The organism is Roseateles sp. (assembly GCF_039929605.1).
Lineage (GTDB): Bacteria > Pseudomonadota > Gammaproteobacteria > Burkholderiales > Burkholderiaceae_C > Pelomonas.
Map to the genome: position 1 here is coordinate 12,258 of NZ_JBDSQX010000153.1, position 24,495 is coordinate 36,752.

General features: G+C 68.7%; 24 protein-coding genes. 10 read left to right on the plus strand and 14 right to left on the minus strand.

Going from position 1 to position 24,495, the window contains the following annotated elements; translation table 11 throughout:
• Positions 1-77 precede the first annotated feature (77 nt).
• Complete coding sequence (locus ABIS05_RS20960) at positions 78-956, minus strand: neutral zinc metallopeptidase (protein WP_348010038.1); 879 nt, start codon at positions 954-956, stop codon at positions 78-80.
• A 97-nt stretch (positions 957-1,053) separates the two neighbouring features.
• Between ABIS05_RS20960 and ABIS05_RS20965 the strand changes: the two genes are divergently transcribed.
• Positions 1,054-1,695 (plus strand): hypothetical protein, encoded by a 642-nt coding sequence (locus ABIS05_RS20965; RefSeq protein ID WP_348010039.1) that lies wholly within the window; start codon positions 1,054-1,056, stop codon positions 1,693-1,695.
• Here the strand turns inward: ABIS05_RS20965 and ABIS05_RS20970 are convergent.
• A complete protein-coding gene (locus tag ABIS05_RS20970; protein ID WP_348010040.1) occupies positions 1,685-3,343 on the minus strand; it encodes an alkaline phosphatase family protein in 1,659 nt (552 codons plus the stop codon). The genes ABIS05_RS20965 and ABIS05_RS20970 overlap by 11 nt on opposite strands.
• Positions 3,344-3,402: 59 nt before the next feature.
• Between ABIS05_RS20970 and ABIS05_RS20975 the strand changes: the two genes are divergently transcribed.
• The 5 genes from ABIS05_RS20975 (at position 3,403) to ABIS05_RS20995 (ending at position 7,384) form a co-directional block, all read left to right on the plus strand.
• A complete protein-coding gene (locus tag ABIS05_RS20975; RefSeq protein WP_348010041.1) occupies positions 3,403-4,116 on the plus strand; it encodes a hypothetical protein in 714 nt (237 codons plus the stop codon).
• Positions 4,117-4,189: 73 nt separating this feature from the next.
• Positions 4,190-4,951, plus strand: coding sequence for an enoyl-CoA hydratase/isomerase family protein (locus ABIS05_RS20980; RefSeq protein ID WP_348010042.1), 762 nt, complete (start codon positions 4,190-4,192; stop codon positions 4,949-4,951).
• A gap of 94 nt (positions 4,952-5,045) precedes the next feature.
• Complete coding sequence (locus ABIS05_RS20985; RefSeq protein WP_056266878.1) at positions 5,046-5,282, plus strand: hypothetical protein; 237 nt, start codon at positions 5,046-5,048, stop codon at positions 5,280-5,282.
• Positions 5,283-5,510: 228 nt separating this feature from the next.
• Positions 5,511-6,224, plus strand: a complete 714-nt coding sequence (locus ABIS05_RS20990; protein ID WP_407074833.1) for a 16S rRNA (uracil(1498)-N(3))-methyltransferase — start codon at positions 5,511-5,513, stop codon at positions 6,222-6,224.
• Positions 6,221-7,384, plus strand: a complete 1,164-nt coding sequence (locus ABIS05_RS20995) for an MFS transporter (protein ID WP_348010044.1) — start codon at positions 6,221-6,223, stop codon at positions 7,382-7,384. The genes ABIS05_RS20990 and ABIS05_RS20995 overlap by 4 nt, the downstream gene beginning before the upstream one ends.
• A gap of 4 nt (positions 7,385-7,388) precedes the next feature.
• On the opposite strand, the gene ABIS05_RS21000 is transcribed toward ABIS05_RS20995, so the two are convergent.
• A complete protein-coding gene (locus ABIS05_RS21000) occupies positions 7,389-8,663 on the minus strand; it encodes a class I SAM-dependent RNA methyltransferase (protein ID WP_407074834.1) in 1,275 nt (424 codons plus the stop codon).
• A gap of 49 nt (positions 8,664-8,712) precedes the next feature.
• Here ABIS05_RS21000 and ABIS05_RS21005 point away from each other — a divergent pair, with 49 nt between their 5' ends.
• Positions 8,713-9,561, plus strand: coding sequence for an alpha/beta hydrolase-fold protein (locus ABIS05_RS21005; RefSeq protein ID WP_348010046.1), 849 nt, complete (start codon positions 8,713-8,715; stop codon positions 9,559-9,561).
• A gap of 24 nt (positions 9,562-9,585) precedes the next feature.
• Here the strand turns inward: ABIS05_RS21005 and ABIS05_RS21010 are convergent, their stop codons facing one another.
• The 8 genes from ABIS05_RS21010 to ABIS05_RS21045 form a co-directional block, all read right to left on the minus strand.
• The gene (locus ABIS05_RS21010; protein ID WP_348010047.1) at positions 9,586-11,082 is read right to left on the minus strand and encodes an RNA polymerase factor sigma-54; all 1,497 of its coding nucleotides are present in this window, start codon (positions 11,080-11,082) and stop codon (positions 9,586-9,588) included.
• A 173-nt stretch (positions 11,083-11,255) separates the two neighbouring features.
• Positions 11,256-12,041, minus strand: a complete 786-nt coding sequence (gene lptB / locus ABIS05_RS21015) for an LPS export ABC transporter ATP-binding protein (protein WP_348010048.1) — start codon at positions 12,039-12,041, stop codon at positions 11,256-11,258.
• A complete protein-coding gene (gene lptA, locus ABIS05_RS21020) occupies positions 12,041-12,646 on the minus strand; it encodes a lipopolysaccharide transport periplasmic protein LptA (RefSeq protein ID WP_348010049.1) in 606 nt (201 codons plus the stop codon). The genes lptB and lptA overlap by 1 nt, the downstream gene beginning before the upstream one ends.
• A 45-nt stretch (positions 12,647-12,691) precedes the next feature.
• Complete coding sequence (locus tag ABIS05_RS21025; protein ID WP_348010050.1) at positions 12,692-13,348, minus strand: thiol:disulfide interchange protein DsbA/DsbL; 657 nt, start codon at positions 13,346-13,348, stop codon at positions 12,692-12,694.
• Complete coding sequence (locus ABIS05_RS21030; protein WP_348010051.1) at positions 13,345-14,007, minus strand: thiol:disulfide interchange protein DsbA/DsbL; 663 nt, start codon at positions 14,005-14,007, stop codon at positions 13,345-13,347. Before ABIS05_RS21030 ends, ABIS05_RS21025 begins: the two co-directional genes overlap by 4 nt.
• A gap of 25 nt (positions 14,008-14,032) precedes the next feature.
• Positions 14,033-14,686, minus strand: coding sequence for an SPOR domain-containing protein (locus ABIS05_RS21035; protein ID WP_348010052.1), 654 nt, complete (start codon positions 14,684-14,686; stop codon positions 14,033-14,035).
• Positions 14,683-16,413: an arginine--tRNA ligase gene (gene argS, locus ABIS05_RS21040; RefSeq protein ID WP_348010053.1), complete on the minus strand. Its 1,731-nt coding sequence runs from the start codon at positions 16,411-16,413 to the stop codon at positions 14,683-14,685. Before argS ends, ABIS05_RS21035 begins: the two co-directional genes overlap by 4 nt.
• A gap of 9 nt (positions 16,414-16,422) precedes the next feature.
• Positions 16,423-16,815, minus strand: coding sequence for a VOC family protein (locus tag ABIS05_RS21045; protein WP_348010054.1), 393 nt, complete (start codon positions 16,813-16,815; stop codon positions 16,423-16,425).
• A gap of 30 nt (positions 16,816-16,845) precedes the next feature.
• Between ABIS05_RS21045 and ABIS05_RS21050 the strand changes: the two genes are divergently transcribed.
• The 3 genes from ABIS05_RS21050 (at position 16,846) to ABIS05_RS21060 (ending at position 19,221) form a co-directional block, all read left to right on the plus strand.
• Positions 16,846-18,192, plus strand: a complete 1,347-nt coding sequence (locus ABIS05_RS21050) for a serine/threonine-protein kinase (RefSeq protein WP_407074835.1) — start codon at positions 16,846-16,848, stop codon at positions 18,190-18,192.
• 276 nt (positions 18,193-18,468) lie between these two features.
• Entirely contained in the window at positions 18,469-18,798 is a 330-nt protein-coding gene (locus ABIS05_RS21055; RefSeq protein ID WP_348010056.1) for a PsiF family protein, read from the plus strand.
• Between the two features lie 168 nt (positions 18,799-18,966).
• Positions 18,967-19,221, plus strand: coding sequence for a glycine zipper domain-containing protein (locus tag ABIS05_RS21060; protein WP_348010057.1), 255 nt, complete (start codon positions 18,967-18,969; stop codon positions 19,219-19,221).
• A gap of 64 nt (positions 19,222-19,285) precedes the next feature.
• Here ABIS05_RS21060 and ABIS05_RS21065 read toward each other — a convergent pair whose 3' ends face one another.
• The 3 genes from ABIS05_RS21065 to ABIS05_RS21075 all read right to left on the minus strand — a co-directional run bounded on the left by ABIS05_RS21065 (position 19,286) and on the right by ABIS05_RS21075 (position 24,342).
• The gene (locus ABIS05_RS21065; protein WP_348010058.1) at positions 19,286-22,276 is read right to left on the minus strand and encodes a TonB-dependent receptor; all 2,991 of its coding nucleotides are present in this window, start codon (positions 22,274-22,276) and stop codon (positions 19,286-19,288) included.
• Between the two features lie 163 nt (positions 22,277-22,439).
• Positions 22,440-23,399, minus strand: a complete 960-nt coding sequence (locus ABIS05_RS21070; protein ID WP_348010059.1) for a peptide ABC transporter ATP-binding protein — start codon at positions 23,397-23,399, stop codon at positions 22,440-22,442.
• Positions 23,392-24,342 (minus strand): ABC transporter ATP-binding protein, encoded by a 951-nt coding sequence (locus ABIS05_RS21075; protein ID WP_348010060.1) that lies wholly within the window; start codon positions 24,340-24,342, stop codon positions 23,392-23,394. Before ABIS05_RS21075 ends, ABIS05_RS21070 begins: the two co-directional genes overlap by 8 nt.
• Between the last annotated feature and the right edge of the window lie 153 nt (positions 24,343-24,495).

The following is a 24,495-nucleotide window of genomic DNA, read 5'->3' on the forward strand; positions in this document are numbered from 1 at the left end:
GTTTCACACAAAGCCCGGAGAGGGGCATCCGGCGCCCCCTTGATTGGGTGGGCGGTTTTCGGGGGTTTTTTACGGGTTCAGAGGGTGGCTGACGAAAAGGTGTCACACGCCTTCAGGTCCCCGGTGTCCAGCCCGCGCTTGAACCAGCGCGTGCGCTGGGCGCTGCTGCCGTGGGTGAAGCTTTCCGGCACGACGCTGCCGCGGCTGCGTTTTTGCAGCGTGTCGTCGCCGATCTGCGAAGCGGCGTTCAGCGCCTCGTCGATGTCGCCCTGTTCCAGCCAACCCTTGCCTTGCTGGGACAGCTTGGCCCAGACGCCGGCATAGCAGTCGGCCTGCAGCTCCAACTTGACGCTCATCGCATTGGTCTCGCGTTCGGAGACGCGGCCGCGGGCGCGGTCGAGCTTTTCGGTCGTGCCCATCAGGTTCTGCAGATGGTGGCCGACCTCGTGGGCGATGACATAGGCCTGAGCGAAGTCGCCCGGCGCGCCGAGGCGCTGGCGCAGCGTGTCGAAGAAGTCGAGGTCGATGTAGACCTTGCGGTCGGCGGGGCAGTAGAAGGGCCCCATGGCCGACTCGCCCGTGCCACAGGCGGTGGGCTCGCGGCCTCGGAATAAGCGCAGCTTGGGCGCGGCGTATTGCTGGCCGTTGCGCAGGAAGTAGGCGCCCCAGACGTCCTCGGTGTCCGCGAGCACGACGCTGACGAAGCGGCCGGCCGGGTCCTGCGGGTGGGATTCGGCCGGCGCGGAACTCTGCACGGGCTGGCCGCCGCCGCCATCAAGCAGGCCGAGCATCGTCAGCGGGTTGACGCCCAGCACCCAGGAGGCCAGCAGCGCGACGACGATGCCCCCCACACCCAGACCACGGCCGCCGATGGGCAGCCCGCCGATGCCTCGGCCGCCGCCACTGCTGCGGGCGTCCTCGACGTTGTCACTCTCTCGCTGGCCGTCCCATTTCATGCGGTTCTCCTGCTGACCGGGGCATCCTACGGCCTCAGTTTCGTCGAAGCGTCAGCGAACATGCCTTGTGGCTGACAGCCTGGGTTCCAATGCGGGGGTGAGTACTAGCGATCTCTGGTGGCAGACGCTGGCCGATGGCCCGCTGCTGCTGGCTTTGTTCGACGCCGAGGGGCGGCTGCGGCTGGCCAATGCCGCTTACCGCGCGGCCTGGGCCATCGGTGACGGCGAGCAGCCGACGCGGGCCGAGATCGACGACGCCGCGCGTGCGGCGGGCTTCGGTCCGGTCGACATGCCGGGGCGCCGTCAGCGCGCGCTGCGGTCAGGCTATGAGCAGGCCTGGCAGGACGGCCGCCGTCTCTGGTGGGTGGAGCAACCGACGCCCGACGGCGGCTGGGTCTGCACCGGCGTCGACATCAGTGCGCTGAGTCGCCCTCGACCAGCGTCGGGTCAACTGTTGTCGGCGCACGCCGGTCTGGCGTTGTTGCAATCCCTGCTGAGCGACCCGCGCGCCTGGCCGCTGTGCGTCGCGACGACGGCGCCCGGTGCCGACCCGCAGGCGCTGCTGGTGCACATCCGTGGCGAAGACGGCTGCGCGCGGTTGGCCGATGGGCGGTTGCTGCTGGTGCTGCCAGCCACCGGCCCGGCTCAGGCGGCGGGGCTGTGCGAGCGTCTGGGCGGGCTGGCGCTGACGGAAGCGCGCTGGGGTGAGTCGGCGACCGAGCTGCTGCTCAGGGCTTGAGCTGGAGATCACGCCCTTGCGCCTGGGCCGGTGCAGGCAGGCCGGCAATGGCGGCCAGCGTGGGCGCCAGGTCGGCGATCTCGACGCGGGCCTTGCCCTCACCCTGGCCGACATAGCCCGGTCCCCAGAACAGCAGGGGCACGTGGGTGTCGACCTCGTAGGGGCTGCCGTGGCTGCTGCCGCCTGGGCGATAGCTGTGGATCCAATTCGGCTTCAGCACGATCTGCAGCTGGGCGGCGCGGGTCGGGTCGAAGGACTTGCGCATCGCCTCCAGGTAGGGCGTCGTGCGGTCATCGCCGAGCAGTTGTTCGCGGGTGAAGACGCTGGCCACACCCGGCAACTTCAACAGTTCCTCGCGTGCGGCAGCCTGCACATCGGCGAACTTCAGGCCGCGCTCGGCGGCGAGCTGGTCGTTCAGCAGCAGGCCGGCGGCGGAGAAGCCGCGGGCGAGGCTGTCGACACCGAACTTGGCACTCAGCGCAGCGTTCACGATGGCCAGTGACGGCGATGAGGCGAAGCGCCCGGCGTCGCGGCCCTGGCTGGCGGCCCATTCGGGGGTGTCGGTGAAGCCGTGGTCGGCCGTCAGCGTGAGCACGTAGTTGCCGGCGCCCACCGTCTTGTCGAGGAACTGGAAGAAAGCCTGCAGATGGCGGTCCAGGTGCAGGGTGTGGTCGTGCGACAGGCGCGACTCGGGGCCGAAGGCGTGGTTGACGTAGTCGTGGCTGGAGAGGCTGACCGACAGGATGTCCTGCACGCCGCGTTGTCCCAGCTTTTCGTTCGTGACGGCGGCGCGCGCAAAGGCCAGTGTCAGCTCATCGCCGAAGGGCGAGGCCAGCACGCCGCCGTAGAAACGTGGGCCGGGGCCGTCCATCTTGTCGCCGATGACGGCAGGCAACTTGTTGCCGTTGCCGCTGGCGATCTGCCAGGGCTGGCCGTCGGGCACGGAGCGCGCATAGGCCGATTCAGGTAACAGCGGCGCCCAGGTCTTCTGGAAGAAGGCGTCGGCCGGCTTGGCGGCGTTGAAGGCCTTGACCCAGGCCGGCAGCCCGGCCATGTAGTAGGTGCTGGACGAGAACTGGCCCGTCTCGCCCATGTACATATAAGCCGTGCCCTTGTGGCCGGCGGGCAGGATGGCGCCGCGGTCCTTGCCGGAGATGCCGATGACCTTGGAAGCGGGCGAGCGGGTGCGCAGCACGTCGCCGAGCGTCTCGACCTTGAGGTTGCGCGGGCTGGTGCCGGCGAGCGGTGCCGTCGGGTTGTCCAGGTAGGTGTAGGCCGCGTCGCCGGTGTTGTAGACCGGTGCGCCGGTGGCCGGGTCGCGCCATTCGTTGCTGATGATGCCGCTGCGCTGCGGGTAGGCGCCGCTGAGCATCACCGAGTGGCCGGCCGCCGTGACCGTGTGGCCATGGCCGTAGTGGGCGTTGGCGAACCAGCGGCCGTGGTCCAGGAAGCGGGCAAAGCCGTCGGGCGCGAGCTGATCGCGGTAGCCGGTCACCTGGCGCATCGGCAGGCCGTCGATGACGACGAGGACGAGCAGTTTGGGCACCTGCGGCGGCGCTGCGGGAGTCGGCGCGGAGCAAGCACTGATCAGGGACAGGGCGGCGAGCACGGACAGGCCCAGCAGGCGGCGGCGGGTGTGCATCGACATGGCGGTTCGTGACAGGGGGGAGGGTGCGCGAGCTTACGTCGTCACAATGCCGCACCGCCATGGCAAAGACCGACGATTTCGACCCCGCGCGCGTCCTCGACGGCTGGCGTGCGCCCGCGCCGCCGCCGCTCGACCTGGACCTCGGCCGCTTGCTGGACGCCGGCCGCGCCACCCTCGACGAAGCCAAGAAGGCGCGGTTGAAGGCGCGCGGCTATGAGGTGCAGGACATCGAGGACATCGAGCTGCCCCAGGTGCCGCCGCCGCCGCCGATCAATGACGTGCCGCGTGTCAACCTCCCCGTGCCGCGCGCCGATCGCCCCGCGCAGCTGCTGGCGAGCTGGCAGCCCCAGGCCTGGACGGCGCTGGTGCGACGTGTGCGTGGCGCCAGTGCCGAGGTGGTGCAGGCGCCCCGAGGGCCGATCGTCGAGAACCATGCACCGCAGTGGCTGTGCGCGCTGTGGCGGCCGCAACGGCTGGACGCGCCAGTGCTGGGCCGCTGGCCCGAGCTGGCCGCCCTCGTCCCAGCGGAGACCGCCTTCGGCGCACTGCATCAACTGCTCGCCCAGCTGCCGCACGAGGCGCTGGTCTGGCCCGCCGAGCTGGACGTGGACTGGGCGCTCATCGCTGAACTCGTGCTGCACCAGGATGCCCGCCTGCGCCCGACGCAATCCCAGGCGCTGCGCGAGCTGGCCGAGGCGGAACGCAGTGCGACGTTTGCGCGGCTGAACGACGGTTACGCCTTGCGCCACCGCGTGGCGCGGCGGCGCCCGTGAGCGCTGTGCCGGGCCGCCCCAAGCAAGCTCGCTCCCGCCCGGGGGGACAGGCCGCAGGCCGAAGGGTGCACCGGTGAGCGGCCAGCCACCGCTGCTGACGGTCGAAGACAACGACGTTGCGCGCATCACACTGCGCCGGCCGCGCCAGGCCAACCGCCTGACCGTCGACGACCTCGCCACGCTGCGCGGCTTCATCGACACCGTGAATGCGAACGTCGCCGTGCGTGTGCTCGTGCTGGCCGGCGAGGGCAGGCACTTCTGCAGCGGCTTCGACCTCGGCGCGCTGGTCGCCGTCGACGCCGGTGCGCGCTTTGGCGAACTGGCCGACGCGCTGGAGGCCGCGCGGCCCATCACCGTCGCGCGGCTGCATGGGGGCGCTTACGGCGGCGCGGCCGACTTAGCGCTGGCCTGCGACTTCCGCCTCGGCACGCCGGCCGTCGACATGTTCGTGCCGGCGGCGCGCGTCGGCCTGCATTTCTATGCCGGCGGCCTGCGCCGCTTTGTCGACCGCCTGGGCCTGGCCACCGCCAAGCAGGTGCTGCTGGCCGGCCGCACGCTGGATGCGCCGGCGCTGCTGGCTTGCGGCTATCTGGACCAGTTGCTGCCCGACGTCGACACGCTCGATTCGGCCATTGCCGCGCTGACGGCCCAACTGCTGGCCATGGCGCCGCTGGCCCTGCTGCCGATGAAGCAGCATCTCAATGCCATTGCGGCCGGCCGGCTCGACGAGAGCCGCCTGGCCGCAGATGTTTTGAAGGCCCGCGACTCCGCCGATCTGGCCGAGGGACAGGCCGCCTGGGCGGGCAAGAGGCCGGCCAATTTCAAGGGGTGTTGAAAGCCCTAGGGCGAGTCCCGCAGACATGGTGGAAAATACAGGGCCCGAGCGCCTCCGGCGCCACCCCCTTTTCAAACTCTTCGACAGGACCAGTGTGGCCAAAGAAACCACCAAGACCACCATCGAAGCAGATGGCCTGCGCTACCGTTCCAAAGCTCCGGGCTCGCCATTTGCGGCGACCTCGTCTTTCGGCGCAGCAACCATGTCCTGCTTCCTATGCGGCAAGCATCGCCCTCGCGCGATGCTGAAGTCCAAGAAACTGCTCGGCAAGTCGCAGCCGGTGTGCTCACCGTCCTGCAAAGAGCTGGACGCGCAAATCGCCGCTAAATAGTTGACCCCTCGCCCGGGCTCGCCGCTGAACGCGCGCGAGTCCAGTCGGGACCGCGCTGCGGCTTGCGCCGCAACGCTTCGCCAGGCACATCGCGCCCACTGGGCGCAATGTGTCCGGGCTCAGCCCCCGAGGGGACGGCGATGCTCGCGGGGCGTGCCCCGCTCGCACATCGCCAGACGGGCCGGCTTGGGAGCGGCCCGGCGCTCGGCCCGCAGAAAGTCCCACGCCTTGCCGCGCTTCTTTGTTGACACCCCGCTCGTTCAGCCTGGCGAATTTGCTTTGCCGGCTGGTGCTGCACGCCATGTGCAGGTGCTGCGCCTGCAACCGGGTGACGCGCTGACGTTGTTCGACGGCAGCGGCCCGGAATGGCGGGCCGAGGTCACGGCGATGGGGCGCAGCGAGGTGCGCGTGAGCCTGCTCGCCGTCGAACATCCGCTGCGCGAACTCGCGCGGGCGGTGACGCTGGCCGTCGTCATGCCGGCCAACGACCGCATGGACTTTCTCGTCGAAAAAGCCACCGAACTGGGCGCTGCGGCGCTGCAGCCGCTCGTCTCAGAGCGCTCGGTGCTGCGCCTGGCCGGCGAGCGGGCCGACAAGAAACGCGCGCACTGGCAGGGCGTGGCCATCGCTGCGGCCGAGCAGAGCGGGCGCACGGTGCCGACGCGCATCGAGCCCGTCATGACGCTGGCCGTCTGGCTGGCGGCGCTGCCTGAACCGGCCGATGACGAATGGCGCGGCTTGCTGAGCCCGCGCGCGGCCCAGCCGTTGGCGGCGTTTGCGCAGGGACGAGCCCTTTTCCTGAGTGGCCCTGAAGGCGGCCTCAGCGACGCCGAGGAAGACAGCGCCCGCGCCCGCGGCTTCGCGGCCATCTCGCTCGGACCGCGAATCCTGCGTGCCGACACAGCCCCGCTGGCCGTTCTGTCCTGGCTGGCCTTGTCGTGAACAAGAAGCTCGCGCTGCTTGTCCTGGCGCAGGGCCTCTTCCTCACCAACAACATCTGCCTCGTGGCTATCAACGGCCTCGTCGGCCTGGCGCTGGCGCCGCGGCCGTGGATGGCGACGCTGCCCATCTGCGCCTACGTGGGCGGCGGTGCGCTGATGGCGCGCATGGTGGGCCGGCATCAGCTGCGCTTCGGGCGGCGGCGCGGCTTCCAGATCGGCTTGTTGGTCGCCATCGTCAGCTCGGCCATGGCGCTGTGGAGCGTGCTGCACCAGCAGTTCTGGGGCGTCGTCGGGGCGACGCTGATGGGCGGCTACTACAGCGCGAACGCGGCGCTCTACCGCTTCGCCGCCACCGAGATCGTCGCGCCCGAAAAGCGCGAGGCCGCCATCTCCTGGGTGCTGGGCGGCGGCTGCCTGGGCGCCTTCATCGGCCCGCTGCTGGCGCGTGAAAGCCAGAACCTGCTGGTGGCGCCGTTCGCGGGGGCGTATCTGCTGCTGATGGGCGTCGCGGTGGTCGGCCTGGGGCTGATCTCGCTGATCGACTTCCCGCCGCTCGTCCGGCCGGCACCGGGCGCGGGCGGCCGCAGCGGCGCGGAGCTGCTGCGCCAGCCGGTCTTCATCGTCGCGATGGCGGCGAGTGCGCTCGGTTACGGCGTCATGAGCCTGCTGATGTCGGCCACGCCCATCGCCATGGGCCAGTGCGGCCTGTCCTTCGCCGACGCCGGCCTGGTGCTGCAGTGGCATGTGCTGGGCATGTTCGTGCCGAGCTTCTTCACCGGGCCGCTGATCCGCAAGGTCGGCGTGTTGCCGGTGATGGGGGTGGGCGTGCTGCTCAACCTCGGCTGCGTCGTGTTCGCGCTGTCGGGACAGGATTTGGAGCGCTTCCTCGGCGCATTGCTGGTGCTGGGCGTCGGCTGGAACTTCCTCTACATCGGCGGCACGACGCTGTTCACGCAGGCTTACCGCCCCGAGGAGAAGACGCGGGCGCAGGGGCTGATGGACACCGGCGTCTACGCGACGATGACGTTGACCTCGTTCTCGTCAGGCGCGCTCGTCACGACCGGTGGCTGGCAGTGGATGAACTGGGCGAGCTTGGTGCCCATCACGCTGTGCGCCGCCGCGCTGGGGGGCCTTGCCCTGCACCAGCGTCGGTTGCGCTGAAGGGTCAGGTCGTGGCGTCCGGCGCCGGCTTGCGCGCCGATCCCTTGATGAGGTCGAAGCGGAACAGACGGCATTCGATGGGGCCGTTCCACATCGGCACGCGGCGGGCTTCCTTCAGCCGCATCTTGCTCGGCAGCTTCATGTCGGGGCTGAGCATCCAGGCCGTCCAGCCGGCGGGGTTCTCGGTGTACTGGCGCTTCCAATGCGAGGCCAGGCGGGGGAAGAAGTCGTCGCCCGCGTCCAGTTCTTCGGAGCCCTGCGCGTCGCGGGACATGGCGGCCTTGCCACGCACCTCGATGCGCTCGCCGTAGGGCGGGTTCATCAGGATGCTGCCGGCCATGCCCTCGGGCAGTTGCGGCGCGGGCCGTTCCAGCGCGTCACCGCCGTTGAATTGGATGTAGGCCGCCACGCCCGCACGCTCGGCGTTGCGGCGCGCGAAGTCGACCATGCGAAAGGCGATGTCGCTGGCGTAGATGGGCACGGCAGGCGCGTGGATGCGGGCGCGGGCCGCCTCGGTGAGGGCGGCCCAGGCCGTCTTCATCGCCGGCGTGGAGAACGGGATCTGGCGCTCGAAGGCGAAGCGCCGGGTCAGGCCGGGTGCGGAGTCGCAGGCGATCAGCGCGGCCTCGATGGGGATGGTGCCGGAGCCGCAGCAGGGGTCGTGCAGCGCGCTCTCGCCACGCCAGCCAGCAGCAGCCAGCATCGCGGCGGCCAGCGTCTCCTTCAGCGGCGCATCGCCCTTGTCGACCCGCCAGCCGCGCTTGAACAGCGGCTCGCCTGAGGTGTCCACGTAGATCGCCGCGCGCTCGGGGCCGACGTGCAGCAGCACGGGCAGGTCGGGCGAGTGCGTGTCCACGCTGGGGCGCTCGCCGGTCAGCTCGCGCAACTGGTCGCAGATCGCGTCCTTGATGCGCAGCGTCGTGAAGTTCAGGCTCTTCAGCGGCGAGCGCTGGGCGATGGTGTCGACGCGGATCGTCTCGCGCGGCGTGATCCAGTCGCTCCAGTCGACGCGGCCGGCCAGCACGTAGAGGTCATCCTCGTGGCGGTAGGGTCCTTCGATCAGCTCGATGAGCACGCGCTGCGCGAGCCGGCTCTCCAGGTTGATCTTCATTGCATCTTCAAGGCTGCCGATCAGGCCGCAGCCACCGCGCAGCGGTTCCACCTTGCTGCGCACGCCGGGCGGCAGGAAGCGTTTGAGCTCCTCCTCCAGCAGGGGCTCGACGCCACCGGCGCAGGAAACGAACAGGGAGAGTTTGTTGGGCAGGCTCACGGGCGGCATTGTCGCCGCCCATAAACTGGACAGCGTTATCCACGGCCTGCCGAAAACCATGAAGCGAATCGTCCTGACCCTGGCCTTGCTGTTCAGTGCGCTTCATGCGCATGCCGCCGACCCGGCGTCGGCCTACCCCGCGCACACCATCCCCAACACGCTGCTCCGCGCGCTGCCCAAGAATGCCGACGGCCGCACGTATCAGCTGCACGTCCACCTGCCGGCGTCCTTCGCCAAGGAGCCCAAGCGCCGCTATCCGGTGCTCTACGTGACCGATGGCTACTGGGACTTCGCCACCATCGTTGCTTCGTACAACAACCTGGCCTACGACAAGGTCGTGTCCGAGTTCATCACCGTGGGCCTGGGCTACGCGGGCGACAACCTCGACTACGGCGAGCTGCGCGGTTGGGAGTTGTCGCCTGTGCGCCCGGGCAACGCCGACAAGTTCATCGCCTCGCTGGAGAAGGACATCTTCCCGTTGCTGGAGCGCGAGTACCGCGCCGACCCGGCCCAGCGCTACCTGGCCGGCAGCTCGCTCGGCGGGCTGTTCACGCTGCATGCGATGTACGCCAAGCCCGATCTCTTCAAGGGCTACATCGCTGCCAGCCCGGCCGTGGTCGTGGGCAACGACTGGATCATCGGCCAGGCCAAGGCCTATGCCGCGACGGGCAAGCCCATCAAGGCGCGGCTGTTCGTGACCGGCGCCGAGAACGAATGGCCTGCCTTCCTGGCCGGCATCAAGCGCTACCAGGCCCTGCTGCCCGAGCTGAAGCACCCCGAGCTGGTGTTCCAGAGCCGCGTCATCGACGGCGAGCGGCATGCGGGCACCAAGGCGGAGAGCTACACACGCGGCATGCGCTTCGTGTTCGAGCCGCTGGCGCCGGAGACGGGGAAGTCGAAAGACTGATGAGTCGGCAGGGCCAGCTGCGGCTTAAAGCGCCTTGCGCAGGTTGGCGGGCGCGATCTTCATGCCTTCGCGGTACTTGGCCACCGTGCGCCGTGCGCACTGGATGCCTTGCTCTTCCAGCATGCCCGCGAGCGCGCTGTCGGACAGCGGCTTCTTGATGTCCTCGGCCGCGACGAACTGCTTGATGAGGGCGCGCACCGCCGTGCTGGACGCCTCGCCGCCGGCTTCCGTGCTCAGGCCCGAACCAAAGAAATACTTCAGCTCGAAGGTGCCCCAGCTCGTGGCCATGTACTTTGCGGTCGTCACGCGCGAGATGGTGGACTCGTGCAGGCCGAGTTCGTCGGCGATCTCGCGCAGCACTAGCGGCTTCATGGCCAGCGCGCCATGGGTGAAGAAGCCGCGCTGGCGCTCCACAATGGCCTGACTGACGCGCAGGATGGTGTCGAAGCGCTGCTGGATGTTCTTGATGAACCAGCGCGCCTCCTGCAGCTGCCCGCCCAGCGGCGAGTTGCTGATGCCGCCGCGCGTGGCGCGCAGCGCGTTAGCGTAGAGCTCGTTGATGCGCAGCTTGGGCGCCACCTCGGGGTTGAGCATGACGCGGAACTCGCGGCCCACCTTGCGCACGATGACGTCGGGCACGATGGCCGCAGCGGCGCCACGGGCGAAGCGGCGGCCTGGCTTGGGTTCTAGCCGGGTGATCAGCCCCTGCGCCTCGCGCAGGATGTGTTCGTCGGCGCCGGTCTCGGCCATCAGGCGGCGCATGTCGCGGCGGGCGAGCAGCTCCAGATGACCCTTGCAGATCAGGATGGCGGCGGCCTGGGCCGGGCACTTGGGGCAGGCACGCAGTTGCAGCACCAGGCATTCGGACAGGTCGCGCGCGGCGATGCCGGCCGGGTCCAGGCTCTGCAGCAGGCGCAGGGCGATGCGCAGGTGGTCCAGCAGCTCCTCGCGCGTCTCTTCGTCCTCGGCCAGCGAGGCGGCGATCTCGTCGAGCGGGTCCTCGAGATAACCGTTTTCATTCAGTGACTCGATGAGGATCTGCAGCGCGGCGCGGTCCGCCGGGGACAGGTGGTGACCGGCGAGCTGCTGGATGAGGTGCTCGGCCAGCGTCACCTCGGCGAACTCCTGGCTCTCGCGTTCGCCGTCGTCGTCGCCGCTGCCAGTGCCGGAGCTGCTGCTGGGCAGCTCGCGGATGCCGTCGAAGTCGTCGCGCTCGGTGCCGTTCTCCCAGTCCTCGCGCTCGGTGCCGCCGAACTCCTCGGCGTTCAGCTCGGGGGCGTCGCCGCTTTCCGATTCACCGGCCGACGCCTCGGTGCCGCTCTCGGCCGGCGCGTTGGCGGCCAGCTCGGGCGCCGTGACGGTGAACTCTTCCTCGGTGTCCAGCAGCGGGTTGGTCGCCAGCATCTGCTCGACTTCCTGGTTCAGCTCAAGCGTCGACAACTGCAGCAGCCGGATGGATTGCTGCAGCTGGGGCGTCAGCGCGAGGTGCTGACTGAGGCGGACCTGGAGCGTTTGCTTCATAGTGCGACGCGAAGCTGTGGTGCCTTCGGGCCGAGCGCCGGGCCGCTCCCAAGCCGGCCCGCGTAGGCGATGTGCTTGCCGCTCAATGCGGCAAGCATCGCCGTCCCCTCGGGGGACCGACCAGACTCGCTCGCGTTCAGCGACGCGAGGATGGGCGAGGGGTGGTCCATCCCTTACATCCTAAAGTTTTCGCCGAGATAGACCTTGCGCACGTCGGCGTTGGCCACGATCTCGTCGGGCGTGCCTTCGGCGAGCACGGCGCCCTCGCTGATGATGTAGGCGCGGTCGCAGATGCCGAGCGTCTCGCGGACGTTGTGGTCCGTGATCAGCACGCCGATGCCGCGGCTCTTCAGGAAACCGATGATGCGCTGGATCTCCAGCACGGCGATGGGGTCGACGCCGGCAAAGGGCTCGTCCAGCAGGATGAAGCGCGGCTGCGTGGCCAGCGCACGGGCGATCTCGACGCGGCGGCGCTCGCCGCCCGACAGCGCCGGCGCCGGGCTGTCGCGCAGGCCATCGATGGAGAGGTCGTGCAGCAGGCCGTTCAGCAGCTCGTCGATGCGCGCCTTGCCGAGCGACTTGCCCTTGGCGTCCACCTGCAGCTCCAGCACGGCGCGGATGTTCTGCGCCACGGTGAGCTTGCGGAAGATCGAGGCTTCCTGCGGCAGATAGCTCAGGCCCAGCCGCGCGCGCTGGTGGATGGGCAGGCGCTGCACCTCGGAGCCGTCGATGCGGATGATGCCGGCGTCGGAGCGGACGAGGCCGACGATCATGTAGAAGCTGGTCGTCTTGCCCGCGCCGTTGGGGCCGAGCAGGCCGACGACCTCGCCGCAGTCGACGCGCACATGCACGTCCTTGACGACCTTGCGCACGCCGTAGGTCTTGGCCAGGCCCTCGGCTTCGAGCCGGCTGCCGCAGGCCGGGATCGCGGGCTGGAGGGTCGCGGCGCTGTCGCTCATCACAAAGGCTTGCCCGGCTGCAGCGTCGTCGACGGCTTCAGCGGCAACGGCGCGGGCGGTGCCGAGGCGGCGTCGTCGGCCGGCTGGGGGCGCGGCATCAGGACGATGCGCGTGCGGCCGTTCGGGTTGGGCGAGGCGCTGCCGCCTTCCAGTGTGAAGACCTCGGTGCGGCTGTTGTAGACGATGACGGCGCCCGTCACCTCGTTGGCAATCGTCGCCCCACGCGTGCTGCGCACATTGGCGTTGCCAATGAAGCGCACGTTCTCGGTGCGGGTGTCGTATTCGAGCTGGTCGGCCACGCCTTCGATGGCTTCGCCGGGCTGGTCGCGCGCCTGGCGGAAGCTGACCGGCTTGCCGGTGGCGCCGCTTGCGTAGGCCTGCACATAGCCGTCGCGCGTCTCCCGCACGTCCACCTTCTCGGCGCTCATCACCAGGCTGCCCTGGGTGATGATGACGTTGCCTTGCAGTTCGGTGCGCTGGTTGACGCCGTCGATCACGCCCGTTTTGTCGGACGTGAAGACCATTGGCTTCAGGCGGTCGCCCTTCTCTGCGTGGGCAGCGGTAGCGGTGAGCGCAGCGAGGAGGATGAGGAGTCGCAAAGACATGGCGGCACGGAAGTTGCAGGCCATTCTATGGGTGCGGCGCTGGCCTCAGCCTTTCTCTCGCGACAACTTGATCAGGAAATCGGCGACGGCTAGAGCCTGTTGGCCGTTGGCGGCCTCGCTTTGGTTGGGACTGGCGCCCATGCCAGGGCCGGTGCGGTAGCGCCCGCCGATGACGAGGGCAGGCACCGTCTCGACGCGAGCCAGTTCGGCTAGCTTCAGGCCTTGGGCCAACTTGCCTTGCACGCCGAAGGACGAGAAGGCCTGCTTGAACTTCCCGCTGTCCACGCCCAGCTTGCCGACCAGGGCAACGATGGCGGCCTCGTCGTTGGCCTCTACCCCCTGGCGGTGGAACGCATTGAAGATGCCGCCGTGCACGGCGGGCGTGAGTGCACCGATGGCCTCCAGCGCGTAGTACATGCGCTGGTGCAGCTTCAGCACGAGCTGCTGGCCGACCGGCACGCGGCGGAAGCTGACGTCGGCAGGAAGCTGGCGTACCCAGGCCTCCAGCAACGGGTCGAATGCAAAGCAGTGCGGGCACCTGTAGAAGAAGAACTCGACCACCTCGACCCGGCCCGGCGCTCCGGGCAGCGGCTGGCCGAGGCGAGCGTAGTGCCGGCCCTCCACCGGGGCCCCCTGCGCCCGGGCGCTGGCCGGAACGAGGCCGGCCGCCGCCAGCGCCAGCGCGGCGTCACGTCGCTTCATGCCCTGCGCCGTACGCGCTGGATCAGGAAGTCGGTGTACTGCAACGCGCGCTGGCCGAGCTCATGCTCGGGCAGCTGCTGGCCCACGCCGGCCAAGCCGGGCGAGGTCAGGAAACGACCGCCGATGCCGATGCTGGGCACGCCGTCGATGCTGTAGGCCTCGGACAGCTTCTCCGCCTGCGTGCACTTGGTCTGCACGCCGAAGGAGTTGTAGGCGTCCTGGTACTTGGTCGGGTCCACGCCGAGGGCGCTGAGGAACTTGGCCTGGCTCTTGGCGTCGTCCAGCGCCATGCCCTGTTCGTGCATGGCCTTGAAGATGGCCGGGCGGGCGGCGGCTTCCTTGCCCAGGGCCTCCAGCGCATAGAACATGCGCTGATGGATCTTGACGTTGGCGCGGAACGCGACGTGCACCTTGCGGAAGGCGACGTCCGCCGGCAGCTGCTTGGCCCAGGCCTCGATCGCGGACTCGAAGGCGTAGCAGTGCGGGCAGCCGTACCAGAAGAACTCGACGACCTCGATCTTGCCGGGCGGCGAGGCCAGCGGCTGCTGCAACACTTTGTACTGGCGGCCTTCGATGGGGCCGCCCTGGGCGAAGGCCGTTCCGGCGGCACCGGCAAGGGGGGTGATGGCGAGCAGGGTGGAGAAATCGCGGCGCTTCATGGCGTCTGGTGTCCTTGTCAGGGTTTCAGCGTTGTACACGAACGAGATTGGCCTCGAATCCGGCCGCCTCGATCTTGCGTTGCAGGCCTTCGGCCTCGTCACGGGTATCAACGGGCCCGAGGCGCACCCGGTAGACAGTGCGGCCGTTTTGTTCACGCTCCATCAGCTTGGCCGTGAAGCCCTGGATGGCCAGCTTAGCCCGCTGGGCCTCGGCTTCCTCGGGCCGGGTGAAGGCGCCGGCCTGCACGAAGAAGATGTAGGCGTCGGCACCCGTGGCGGCCGCCGGGGTTGCAACGGAGGCGGCGCCCTCGGCCTTGGCTGCAGCGGGCTTCGGGGCTGCCGCTGGCGGCGCCAGCACGGCTGCGGCGCTGGCGGCGGCCACGGCGGCACTGGCGGTCGTCGTGGCCGGCGGCGGGGCATTGACGACGCCGCTGGCGCTGCGCGCGGCCTTGCCGGCCAGCGGGGCGTTCGGGTCCCAGTTCTTGTTGCGCTCGGTCTCGGCGGCGTCCTGCTCGGCCGTGCGCTGCGGCACCTTGTTCACGAAGGGAATGGGCACCTTGGTGATGTACAGGGCCACGCTCAGGGCCACGGCCAGGCCGACCAGCAGGCCGACGATGAGGCCGAGGATGAAGCCGCCTTTCTGGTTCTTCTGGCTGGCGGATTTGGTAGCAGCAGTCATTCGCTCTCCGTGAGGGATTCGGACGATTCAGGGGTGTCGCGGTTCATCTGTTCGGGCGCGCTGACGCCCAGCATGTTCAGGGCGTTGGCCAGCACCTGGCGCGTGGCGGCCAGCAGCGCGACGCGGGCGCGGCTGAGTTCGGGCGCCTGGCCCAGCACGCGCTCGGCGCCGTAATAGGAGTGATAGGCGCCGGCCAGGTCACGGGCGTAGAAGGCCACGTCGTGCGGGGCAATGCCAGCGGCGGCGCCCGCCAGCATGTCGGGGTAGGCGGCCAGCTTGAGCATCAGCGCCTCTTCGGTCGGCGCGGTCAGCAGGCTGAAGTCGGCGCCGGCAATCGTCGCCACGTCGCCGCCCATGTCGGCTTCCCATTTGCGGATCACGGAGCAGATGCGGGCGTGGGCGTACTGCACGTAGAACACCGGGTTCTCGTCGTTGGCCTTGAGCGCGAGGTCGATGTCGAAGACGAACTCGGTGTCGGCCTTGCGGCTGATGAGGAAGAAGCGCACCGCGTCGCGGCTGGTCCAGTCGATGAGGTCGCGCAGCGTCACGTAGCTGCCGGCGCGCTTGGAGATCTTGACCTCCTCGCCGCCCTTCATCACCGTCACCATCTTGTTCAGCACGTAATCCGGGAAGCCCTGCGGAATGCCGAGGCCCTGGGCTTGCAGGCCGCCGCGTACGCGGGCGATGGTGCCGTGGTGGTCGGTGCCCTGGATGTTGATGCACTGCGTGTAGCCGCGCTCGAACTTGTTGACGTGGTAGGCCACGTCGGGCACGAAGTAGGTGAAGCCGCCCCCGGACTTGCGCATGACGCGGTCCTTGTCGTCACCGTAGTCGGTCGACTTGAACCAGAGGGCGCCGCTTTCTTCGTAGGTCTTGCCGCTGGCGACGATGCGTGCGACGGCTTCTTCCAACTGGCCGCCCGCGTAGACGCTGCTCTCCAGGAAGTAGTTGTCGAACTTGAGGCCGAAGGCCTGCAGGTCCAGATCCTGCTCGTGGCGCAGGTAGGCCACGGCGAACTGGCGGATGCTGTCGAGGTCGTTGACGTCGCCCGAAGCGGTGAACTCGCGGTCATCGGCCTTGACGGTTTCCTTCGCCAGGAAGGCATCGGCGATGTCTTGGATGTAGTCGCCGTTGTAGGCAGCTTCGGGCCAGCCGGCGTCGCCGGGCTTGACGCCCTTGAGGCGCATCTGCGTGGAGTTAGCCAGCGTGGCGATCTGCACGCCGGCGTCGTTGTAATAGAACTCGCGGGTCACGTCGTGGCCCTGGCTCTGAAAGACCGAGCAGATCGCGTCGCCCAAGGCGGCCTGGCGCGCGTGGCCGACGTGCAGCGGGCCGGTCGGGTTGGCGGAGACGAACTCCACCATGACGTGCTTGCCGGTCGCTTCACGGTGGCCGAACTTCGCACCCGCGCCCAGCACCTCGGCTACGACGGCCTGCTTGGCCTCGGGCTTCAGGCGGATGTTGATGAAGCCGGGGCCGGCGATCTCCAGCGCCTGCACCCATTGCTGGAAGGCGGGCTTGGCTTGCAGGGCGGCGATCAGGCGCGTGGCCAGTTCGCGCGGGTTGGCCTTCAGCGGCTTGGCCAGCTGCATGGCGGCGGTGCAGGCGAAGTCGCCATGGGCGGCCTGCTTGGGCGATTCGAAGGCCGCAGCGGCGTTGGAGCCGGGGGCGATTTCCTGGAGAGAGTCGGCGAGTGCGGCGAGCAGCGCCTGCTTGGCTTGGATCATGAGGCGATTTTAGGAGGCAGCCTCGTGACACGCGACGCAGAGCTTGTTGCCATCCGGGTCGCGGAAATAGGCGCCGTAGTAATTCGCGTGGTACTCGGGGCGCAGGCCGGGCGGGCCTTCGCAGCGGCCGCCGTGGGCCAGCGCCGTCGCGTGGGCGGCGTCGACCTGGTCGTGGCTGGTGGCCAGCAGCGCCACCATCTGGCCGTTTCCCGGTTGATGCTCGCCCTCGAACGGCTTGCCCAGCACGAACAGCGGGCGCGGGCCGGGGGTGCTCTGCCAGCCGGCCCAGGGTTTCGTGGCATCGCAGAAACGCTCGGCAATGCCGAGGCCAGCCAGCAGCGGGCGGTAGAAAACCAGGGCGCGCGCGAAGTCGTTTGTGGCGACAAAAACGTGGGAGAACAAGGGTCAGCACCTCCGGGAGCGGCCCGTATCATGCCCCGCGTGAGTGCCTCCGCAGACGACCTGCCTTCCCATATCGGCCGCTACCAGGTGCTCAAGCGCCTGGGCGAGGGCGCGACCAGCGACGTGTTCCTGGGCCGCGACCCTTTCCAGGCTCAAGACGTGGCCATCAAGCGCATGCGCACCTGGGCGCCGCCGCCGGATGCGCCGTCCAGCGACTTCAGCAACCGCTTCTTCAGCGCCGAAGCGGCCCTGGCCGGGCGGCTGCACCACCCCAATGTCGTCGCCATCCTGGACGCGGTGGCCGAGGCCTCCGCGCCCTATCTCGTCATGGAGTACGTGCCGGGCGTCACGCTCAAGCATTTCTGCCGCAGCGACCGCCTGCTGCCGCTGGACCAGATCGTCGAAATCGCCTTCAAGTGCGCGATGGCGCTGGGCTATGTCTACCGCCAGGGGCTGATCCACCGCGACGTGAAGCCGGCCAACCTGCTGGCCGTGCTGGACGGCTCGGGCCAGGTGGTGGACGTGAAGGTCAGCGACTTCGGCTCGGCGCTGAACCTGCATGCCGACTCGACGCAGATCCACCGCGTCGGCTCGCTGGCCTACATGCCGCCCGAGCAGATCGACGGCGCCGATGTGGACTGCCGCGCCGACATCTACGCGCTCGGCGCGGTGCTGTATCACCTCATCAGCGGCCGCCCGCCCTTCGACGCGCCGCACCAGATGGCGCTGATGCACCAGATCTACCACCAGCCGCCGCTGCCGCTGGTGGGCCAGCGCGAGGGCGTCACCGAGGCGCTGGACGCCGTCGTGCAGCGCGCGCTGGCCAAGGGCCCGCACGACCGCTTTGCCGACTGGGACAGCTTTGCGCAGGCACTGTCCGGCCTGGTGGCCAGCCAGCAGGTGCCGATGAACCGGCTGGGCGAAGTGCGCGATTCGGAGCGCTTCAACATGCTGCGCGCGCTGGAGTTCTTCGCGGACTTCGGTGACGTGCAGCTGTGGGAAGTGGTGCGGCGCGCGCGCTGGAAGCGCTATCCGCAAGGCCACGCTCTCTTCCGGCGCGGCCAGGAGGGCAGCAGCTTCCACATCATTGCGCGCGGCGAGGTGCAGGTCTACCGCGACAGCCGGCTGGTGGCCACGCTCGGCCAGGGCACGTCCGTGGGCGAGATGGCCTACCTCGCGCCCAACCCCGACCTGCGCCGCCACAGTGCCGACATCAAGGTCACGCAGGAATGCACGACGATCTGCTTCGAGCCCGAGTCGATGAACCAGCTGAGCCCGGAATGCCAGCATCGCTTCGACAGCGCCTTCATCCGTGTGCTGGTGCGCCGCCTGCACGCCGCGCACGAGGCCCTGGCCCACCCGCGACGGATCCTGTAGGCATGTGCCCCTCGCCCGGTCTTGCGCCGGCTGAACGCCGGCAAGCCCGATCGGTCCCCCAGAGGGGACGGCGATGCAAGCAGCATCGAGCTGCTTGCACATCGCCTGGGGGCCGGCTTGGGAGCGGCCCGGCGCTCGGCCCGGCATGCCGCCGCGGTTTGCGGGCGGCCCGGTGCTGGCCCATAGCTTGCTGAGAGGGGCGGCCCGGCTTGGCAGCGCCGCGCGGCCATGCTTGAATGGCTCGGCCCGATCACCTCCCACAGGAAGGACTCCCCGATGAAAAGCTTCACTCTCGCCATCGCTCTCGGCCTGGCCGCTTTTGCCGCCCACGCTGAGGACAAGGCGCCCACCGCCCAGCAGTCCAAGATGGCGACCTGCAACAAGGAAGCCAAAGCCGGCGACAAGAAGGGCGCCGAGCGCAAGGCCTTCATGAAGGAGTGCCTGTCCGCCAAGGCGGGCGACGCGCCTGTCGGGGCAAATCCTGCCGACGCCGCCCCCGCCAGCCCGGTTTGCGAAAAGTCTGCCGCCGACAAGAAGCTGCATGGCGCCGCTGCCAAGAGCCACATCAAGAAGTGCATGGCCGACGCGGCCTCCGCGCCCAAGTGACCCCCGGCGCCTGACAGCGCCGCACCATAGAAAGCCACCCTCGGGTGGCTTTCTGCTTAGGCAGGCGGGGGGCGGCGTCCGACACGTCGTAGGCCCGGTGGCCGGCCCCGGCCGAGGCCGCAAACAACGAAAGTTCAGTCATGGCAAGTCCATAACAAGGAACTCATCATGAACACCGCCACTTTCCAAACCCAATCCAGCGCCACCTACTGGCGTGTTGCCGTTATCTCCGTCGCCGCCGCAGCCACGTTGGCGCTGACGGCGTGTGCCGGCATGTCTTCGCGTGAAACCAGCACCGTCGTCGGCGCCACAGCAGGCGCGGTGATCGGTGGCGTGGTGACCGGCTCGACGGCAGGTGCTGCCGTCGGCGCCGCTGCCGGCGGTGTCGTGGGCAACGAAGTTGCGAAGAAGCGCGACCGCTGAACGAGAAAAGGCCGGCGTGTAGCCAACACGCCGGCCTTCAATGTGCGCTGCAGCCTGAACAGGCTCAGAACTTGTAGCGCGCTTCCAGGTAGTACTGCCGGCCCGACACGTCGAGCTTCTGCTGTTCCAGTTCGCTGTAGCGGTACTGACCGCGCGCGGGGTTGGTCAGGTTGGTGCCGCTGAACGACAGTTCCAGCCCCGGCGTCACGCTGTAATTGACCGTCAGCGCCACGTTGGTGACGGGAGCCTGGACGGTCGGTGCGGTGGCCATCGTGATGCCTTGCACCACCGACAAGCCCTGGCTGTTGGCTGTGGGCGCCGGTGCCGTCGTGCTGTTGACGTACTCGCTGCGGTAGTTCCAGGCGAGGCGTACGCTGAACGAGTCGGTCTCGAAATAGCCCACCATGTTGGCGCTTTTGCGCGACGCACCCACCATGGGCCGGCCGTCTTCGACGCTGGTGTCGGCGTAGCTCAGGTTGGTCTGCAGGCCGAAGCCGCCCCAGATCGGCTGTTCCCAACTCAGCTCGGCGCCCTGGATGCGAGCGCGCTGCTGGCCCGTGGAGTTGATCTGGTAGGTCTGCAACACGTTCTGGTTGTCCAGCAGGTCGACCGTGACCCCTTGCTTCACGGTGCCTGTCTTGGGGTAACCACGCACCAACGAGTCGAAAAGGCTGAGCACCACGGCCGAGCGCTTCCCGTAGTACCAGCCGAGCGACAGGTCCGTGTTGGCCGCCGTCATCGGCTCCAGTGCCGGGTTGGGGCCGTTGACCGTGCACCCTTGCGCCGTGCAGGCCTGGCCCGTAAAGCCAGCGCCGTAGAGGTTGTAGTTCTGGCGCCCCAGCGTCTTGGACAGCCCGAGGCGCGCGATCCAGTCGGGGGCTACCTGCCAGCGCGCGTTCAGGCTGGGCAGGAGGTCGTCGAACACCTTGTGCTGAGGCGCCTTGTAGTAGAGCGTGCCGCTGCTCGGGTTGAAGGGCACGCCGTCGAGGTAGGTGGCGCCGTCTCCGGCCGTCACGATGGCCGTCGGGTAGGCGGCGCAAGGCACGACCGTCTTGGCCGGCTCGATGCGCAGGCACTTGCCGGTGGGCACGGGTGTCGCGATCTGCGCATCGACGATGGTGCGCGCGTAGCGCAGCCCGACGTTGCCGCTGAGCATGCCATCGGCGGTCTCCAGGTTCTGCTGGAAGTAAATCGCGCCCTGGCGCTCGCGCAGCGCGATCTCGCTGGCCACCAGGCGCTCGAACTCGGGCGTTGTCGCCTTGTACTTGTCGGCGAAGTACTGGCGCAGGAAGTCGCGCGAGTAGTAGAAGCCGGTGTTGTCGAAGCCTTGCCCCAAGTCCGCACCGAAGTCGCCGGGATAGGCCACGGCCAGCGCCGGGTCCGGCGCCGTGAGGTTGGCACTCTTGAGCTTGAGCTGCGAGCGGCCATGGTCACGGTGGTGGTCGGCGTAGCGGGCGCCGAACTCCAGCGACTGGAAGATGCCGCTGCTCTGCTGGTACTCCGCGTCGAGCGCCAGGCTGTTTTCGCGGTCCACAGTCTTGTAGCGGTTGGGGGCGTTGGTGGCGATCAGCGTGTAGTTGCTGGCCACCGGCGACGCGCCCGGGCCGGCGCCCTGGTAGCTCCAGGTGGGCGCATCGTTGACGCCCTGCAGCTGGAAGGTCACCCCCGTGCCGTAGCGGGCATAGGTCAGCCCGCGGTCCTGGTCGGTGCTGCCCACGCCGCGCGTGGTGCTGAACAAGCCCTTGACCTTCAGGTCGGTGCTGAACTTGTAGGTGGCGTCCAGGTCCAGGAAGCCGCTGCTGGCGCCGGCGCCGCTGCGGAAGAAGCCTTCGGAGTTGCCGATGTACTGCGGTGTGGTGCCCGGGGCGTAGGCGATGGTGGCGCCGCGCAGCACGCGAATCTTGTCGCCGTAGAGGGTCGTCTCCTCGACGATCTGCGGGTTCCTGATAGAGGCGAACACCTGCTGGCCGCCCGAGCTGGTGTTGGCGGCGGCGGCGGTCACCGCGCCGAACGGCTCGGCCTTGCCCACCAGCATGGAGTACATCGCGCCTGAGGTCAGGCGGCCGTAGTTGTCCGAGTCCATCTTGGAGTGGAAGCCCGTGATGCCCACGTCCAGCTTGTCGGTCGGCCGCCACTGCACCGACAGCATGCCGCCCTTACGGTCGCGCACGCCTTCGACGAACTCGGTGGACATGCTGCCAGGTAGGCGCACGCCGTTGAGGTCGGCGGCGGTGTAGCTCGAGCCGGCGAGCGACGCGTCGGTGATGCCCTTCATCGTCGCCGTGTTGATGACGTCCCAGCCGCTGCTGGCGCCGTAGGCGAAGCGCGAGGCCGAGTCGCGGCGCACGTAACGTTTCTCGGCGAACACCTGGCCGATGACACCGATGCGGTTGTCGTCACTCTTCCAGTTCAGCGTGGCGCTGAGCTGGGGGCTGGTTTTGTCCGGCAGGTCGGCATAAACGCCGCCGACGCTGACCACGCCGCCGAAGCGTGCCTTCTCGTCCAGCGGCTTGCGCGTCGTCACGTTGACGGTGCCGGCCAGGCCGCCGTCCAGGATGTTGGACTGCGAGGTCTTGTAGACCGTGGCCGAGTTCAGCACCGAGCTGGGCATCAGGCTCAGCGAGGTGGAGCGGCTGCTGGAGGTCTGGTCGGAGATGTACCAGTCGCCGCCGCTGACCGTGTGGCCGTTGAACAGGATCAGCGTCATGTCCGGGTTGGTGCCGCGCATGGCCACCTTCTCGGCCTCGTCGTAGTCGGTGCGCACCGCCACGCCAGCCACTCGCTGCAGCGAGTCGGCCAGGTTCTTGTCGGGCATCTTGCCCACGTCCACGGCGGTGATGACCTCGACGTTGGCCGAGGCGTCCCGCTTGAGCATCAACGAACGTTCCGCAGCCGCGCGGATGCCCGTGACGACGACGGCATCCAGGGACTGAGTCTTGGGCTTGGCGGTGTCGCCGGCGCCGTCAGCGGGCTGTTGCTGTGCGAAGGCGTTGCCTTGCAGCAGCAGCACCAGGGCGCTCAGGCCGCAGGCGATGGGGGTGTGCCGGAATTTCATGGTCTTGCCTTTGCATTGCTGGATGCAAAGATTCTTGCGGCGCACTTCACGCGCCAGCAGGGCCCAATCCCGTGCAGTAGGCACCCGAGCAACACTCTGCGCATGACGGTATGGCCGCCGTGCATGCGCGGTGGTTATGGCCCGATCGTGTTGGCCCGCAGCGCTACACCGCGTGGCAGGCCACGCGCCTGCCGTCCACGTCGCGCAGCAGCGGCGCCTCGTCCACGCAACGCGGCATGGCCAGCGGGCAGCGCTTGTGGAAGGCGCAGCCGCTCGGCGGGTTCAGCGGGCTGGGCAGCTCGCCGTGGATGACGATGCGCTCACGTCGGTCGGCCTTGCGCAGGGCTGGCGTCGCGCTCATCAGCGCTCGCGTGTAGGGGTGCAAAGGTGCCGCGAACAGTCGCTTCTTCTCGCCGATCTCGACGGCCGCGCCGAGGTACATCACCATCACGTCGTCGGCCACATGCTCCACGACCGACAGGTTATGAGAGATGAACACATAGCCCGTGCCGAACTCATCCTGCAGGTCCATGAAGAGATTCAGGATCTGGGCCTGGATGGACACGTCCAGCGCACTCACCGGCTCGTCGGCGACGACGATGCCCGGGTTCAGGATCATGGCCCGCGCGATGGCGATGCGTTGGCGCTGGCCGCCCGAGAACATGTGGGGATAACGGCGCAGATGCTCGGGGCGCAGGCCTACCTTGGTGGCCAGCGCCTCGACTCGCTCTTGCCGTTCGGCGGCACTCAGCGGCGTGTTGATGACCAGCGGCTCGGCCAGCGTCGTCGCCACCGTCTTGCGTGGGTTCAGTGACGCGAACGGGTTCTGGAACACCATCTGCACGTCGCGACGCAAGGCCTTCAACGTGGCCTTGTCGGCAGTGGCGGCGTCGGTGCCGCGGATCTTCAGCGAGCCTCGCGTTGGCGGTTCGATCAACGTGAGCTGACGAGCCAGCGTGCTCTTGCCGCAGCCGGATTCGCCGACGACGGCCAGCGTCTTGCGGGGCGCCAGTGTGAAGCTCACGCCGTTGAGCGCTTTCACCGTCGCCTTGGGCTGGAAGAGGCCGCGGCTGACTGTGTAGTGCCGGGCGAGATCGGTCGCTTCGAGGAGGAGCTCAGGCATGCGCCACCTCTTCGACGGGGAAGAAGCAGCGCACGCCGTGTTCAAGCGCCGGCCGCTCGGCCACGCAGCGCTGCTGCACGCGCGGGCAGCGCGGCGACAGCAGGCAGCCCACGGGCCGGTCCGCCGCGCCGGGCACGATGCCGGGCAGGGCGGACAGGCGCTTCGCGCCCTGGTTGTGCTCGGGGATCGCGGCCAGCAGCGCGTTCGTGTAGGGGTGGCGTGGCGCGTCGAAGAGGCCCGGCACCGGGCCGGTCTCGACCACCTGGCCGGCGTACATCACCGCCACGCGCTGCGCCATCTCGGCCACGATGGCGAGGTCATGCGTGATCATGATCAGCCCCATGCCTTGCTCGCGTTGCAGCCTCAGCAGCAGCGCCATGATCTGGGCCTGGATGGTCACGTCCAGCGCCGTGGTCGGCTCGTCGGCGATGAGCAGCTTGGGGCCGCAGGCAATCGCCATCGCGATCATCACGCGCTGGTTCATGCCGCCGGAGAGCTGGTGCGGGTAGGCGCCCATGCGGTTGGCGGCGTCGGGGATCTCGACCAGATCCAGCAGCTCGATGACACGTTGTTTCGCTGCCTTACCACCCAGGCCGAGGTGGGCCTTCAGCACCTCGGCGATCTGGGCGCCGACGGTGTAGCTGGGGTTGAGGCTGCTGAGTGCATCCTGGAACACCATGGCCACATCGCGGCCGATGAGGGCGCGGCGTTCGCGCGGCGATAGCTTCAGAAGGTCGCGGCCGTTGAACTCCATCGCGTCGGCGGTCACGACGCCTGGGGCGTCGATGAGGCCCATGACGGCCAGCATACCGACGGACTTGCCGGAGCCCGATTCGCCGACGATGCCGAGGAGTTCGCCTGGTTCCAGGGTGAGGTCAACGCCGTCGACGGCGGGGAAGTTGCCGAAGTGGACCTTGAGGTTGCGGATGGTGAGGAGGCTCATCGTTGCTGTGGGTTGATGGCCAGGCTCATGCCGGGATTTCGCCCCGGCGGGCGACTCACTTTCTGGGCCGCCAGAAAGTAAGCAAAGAGCTCCCCCCTGGCCGCCCCGCCCCTTCGGGGTTCCCTGCGCTGCTCAGTCCTTGAGGGCCCGCGC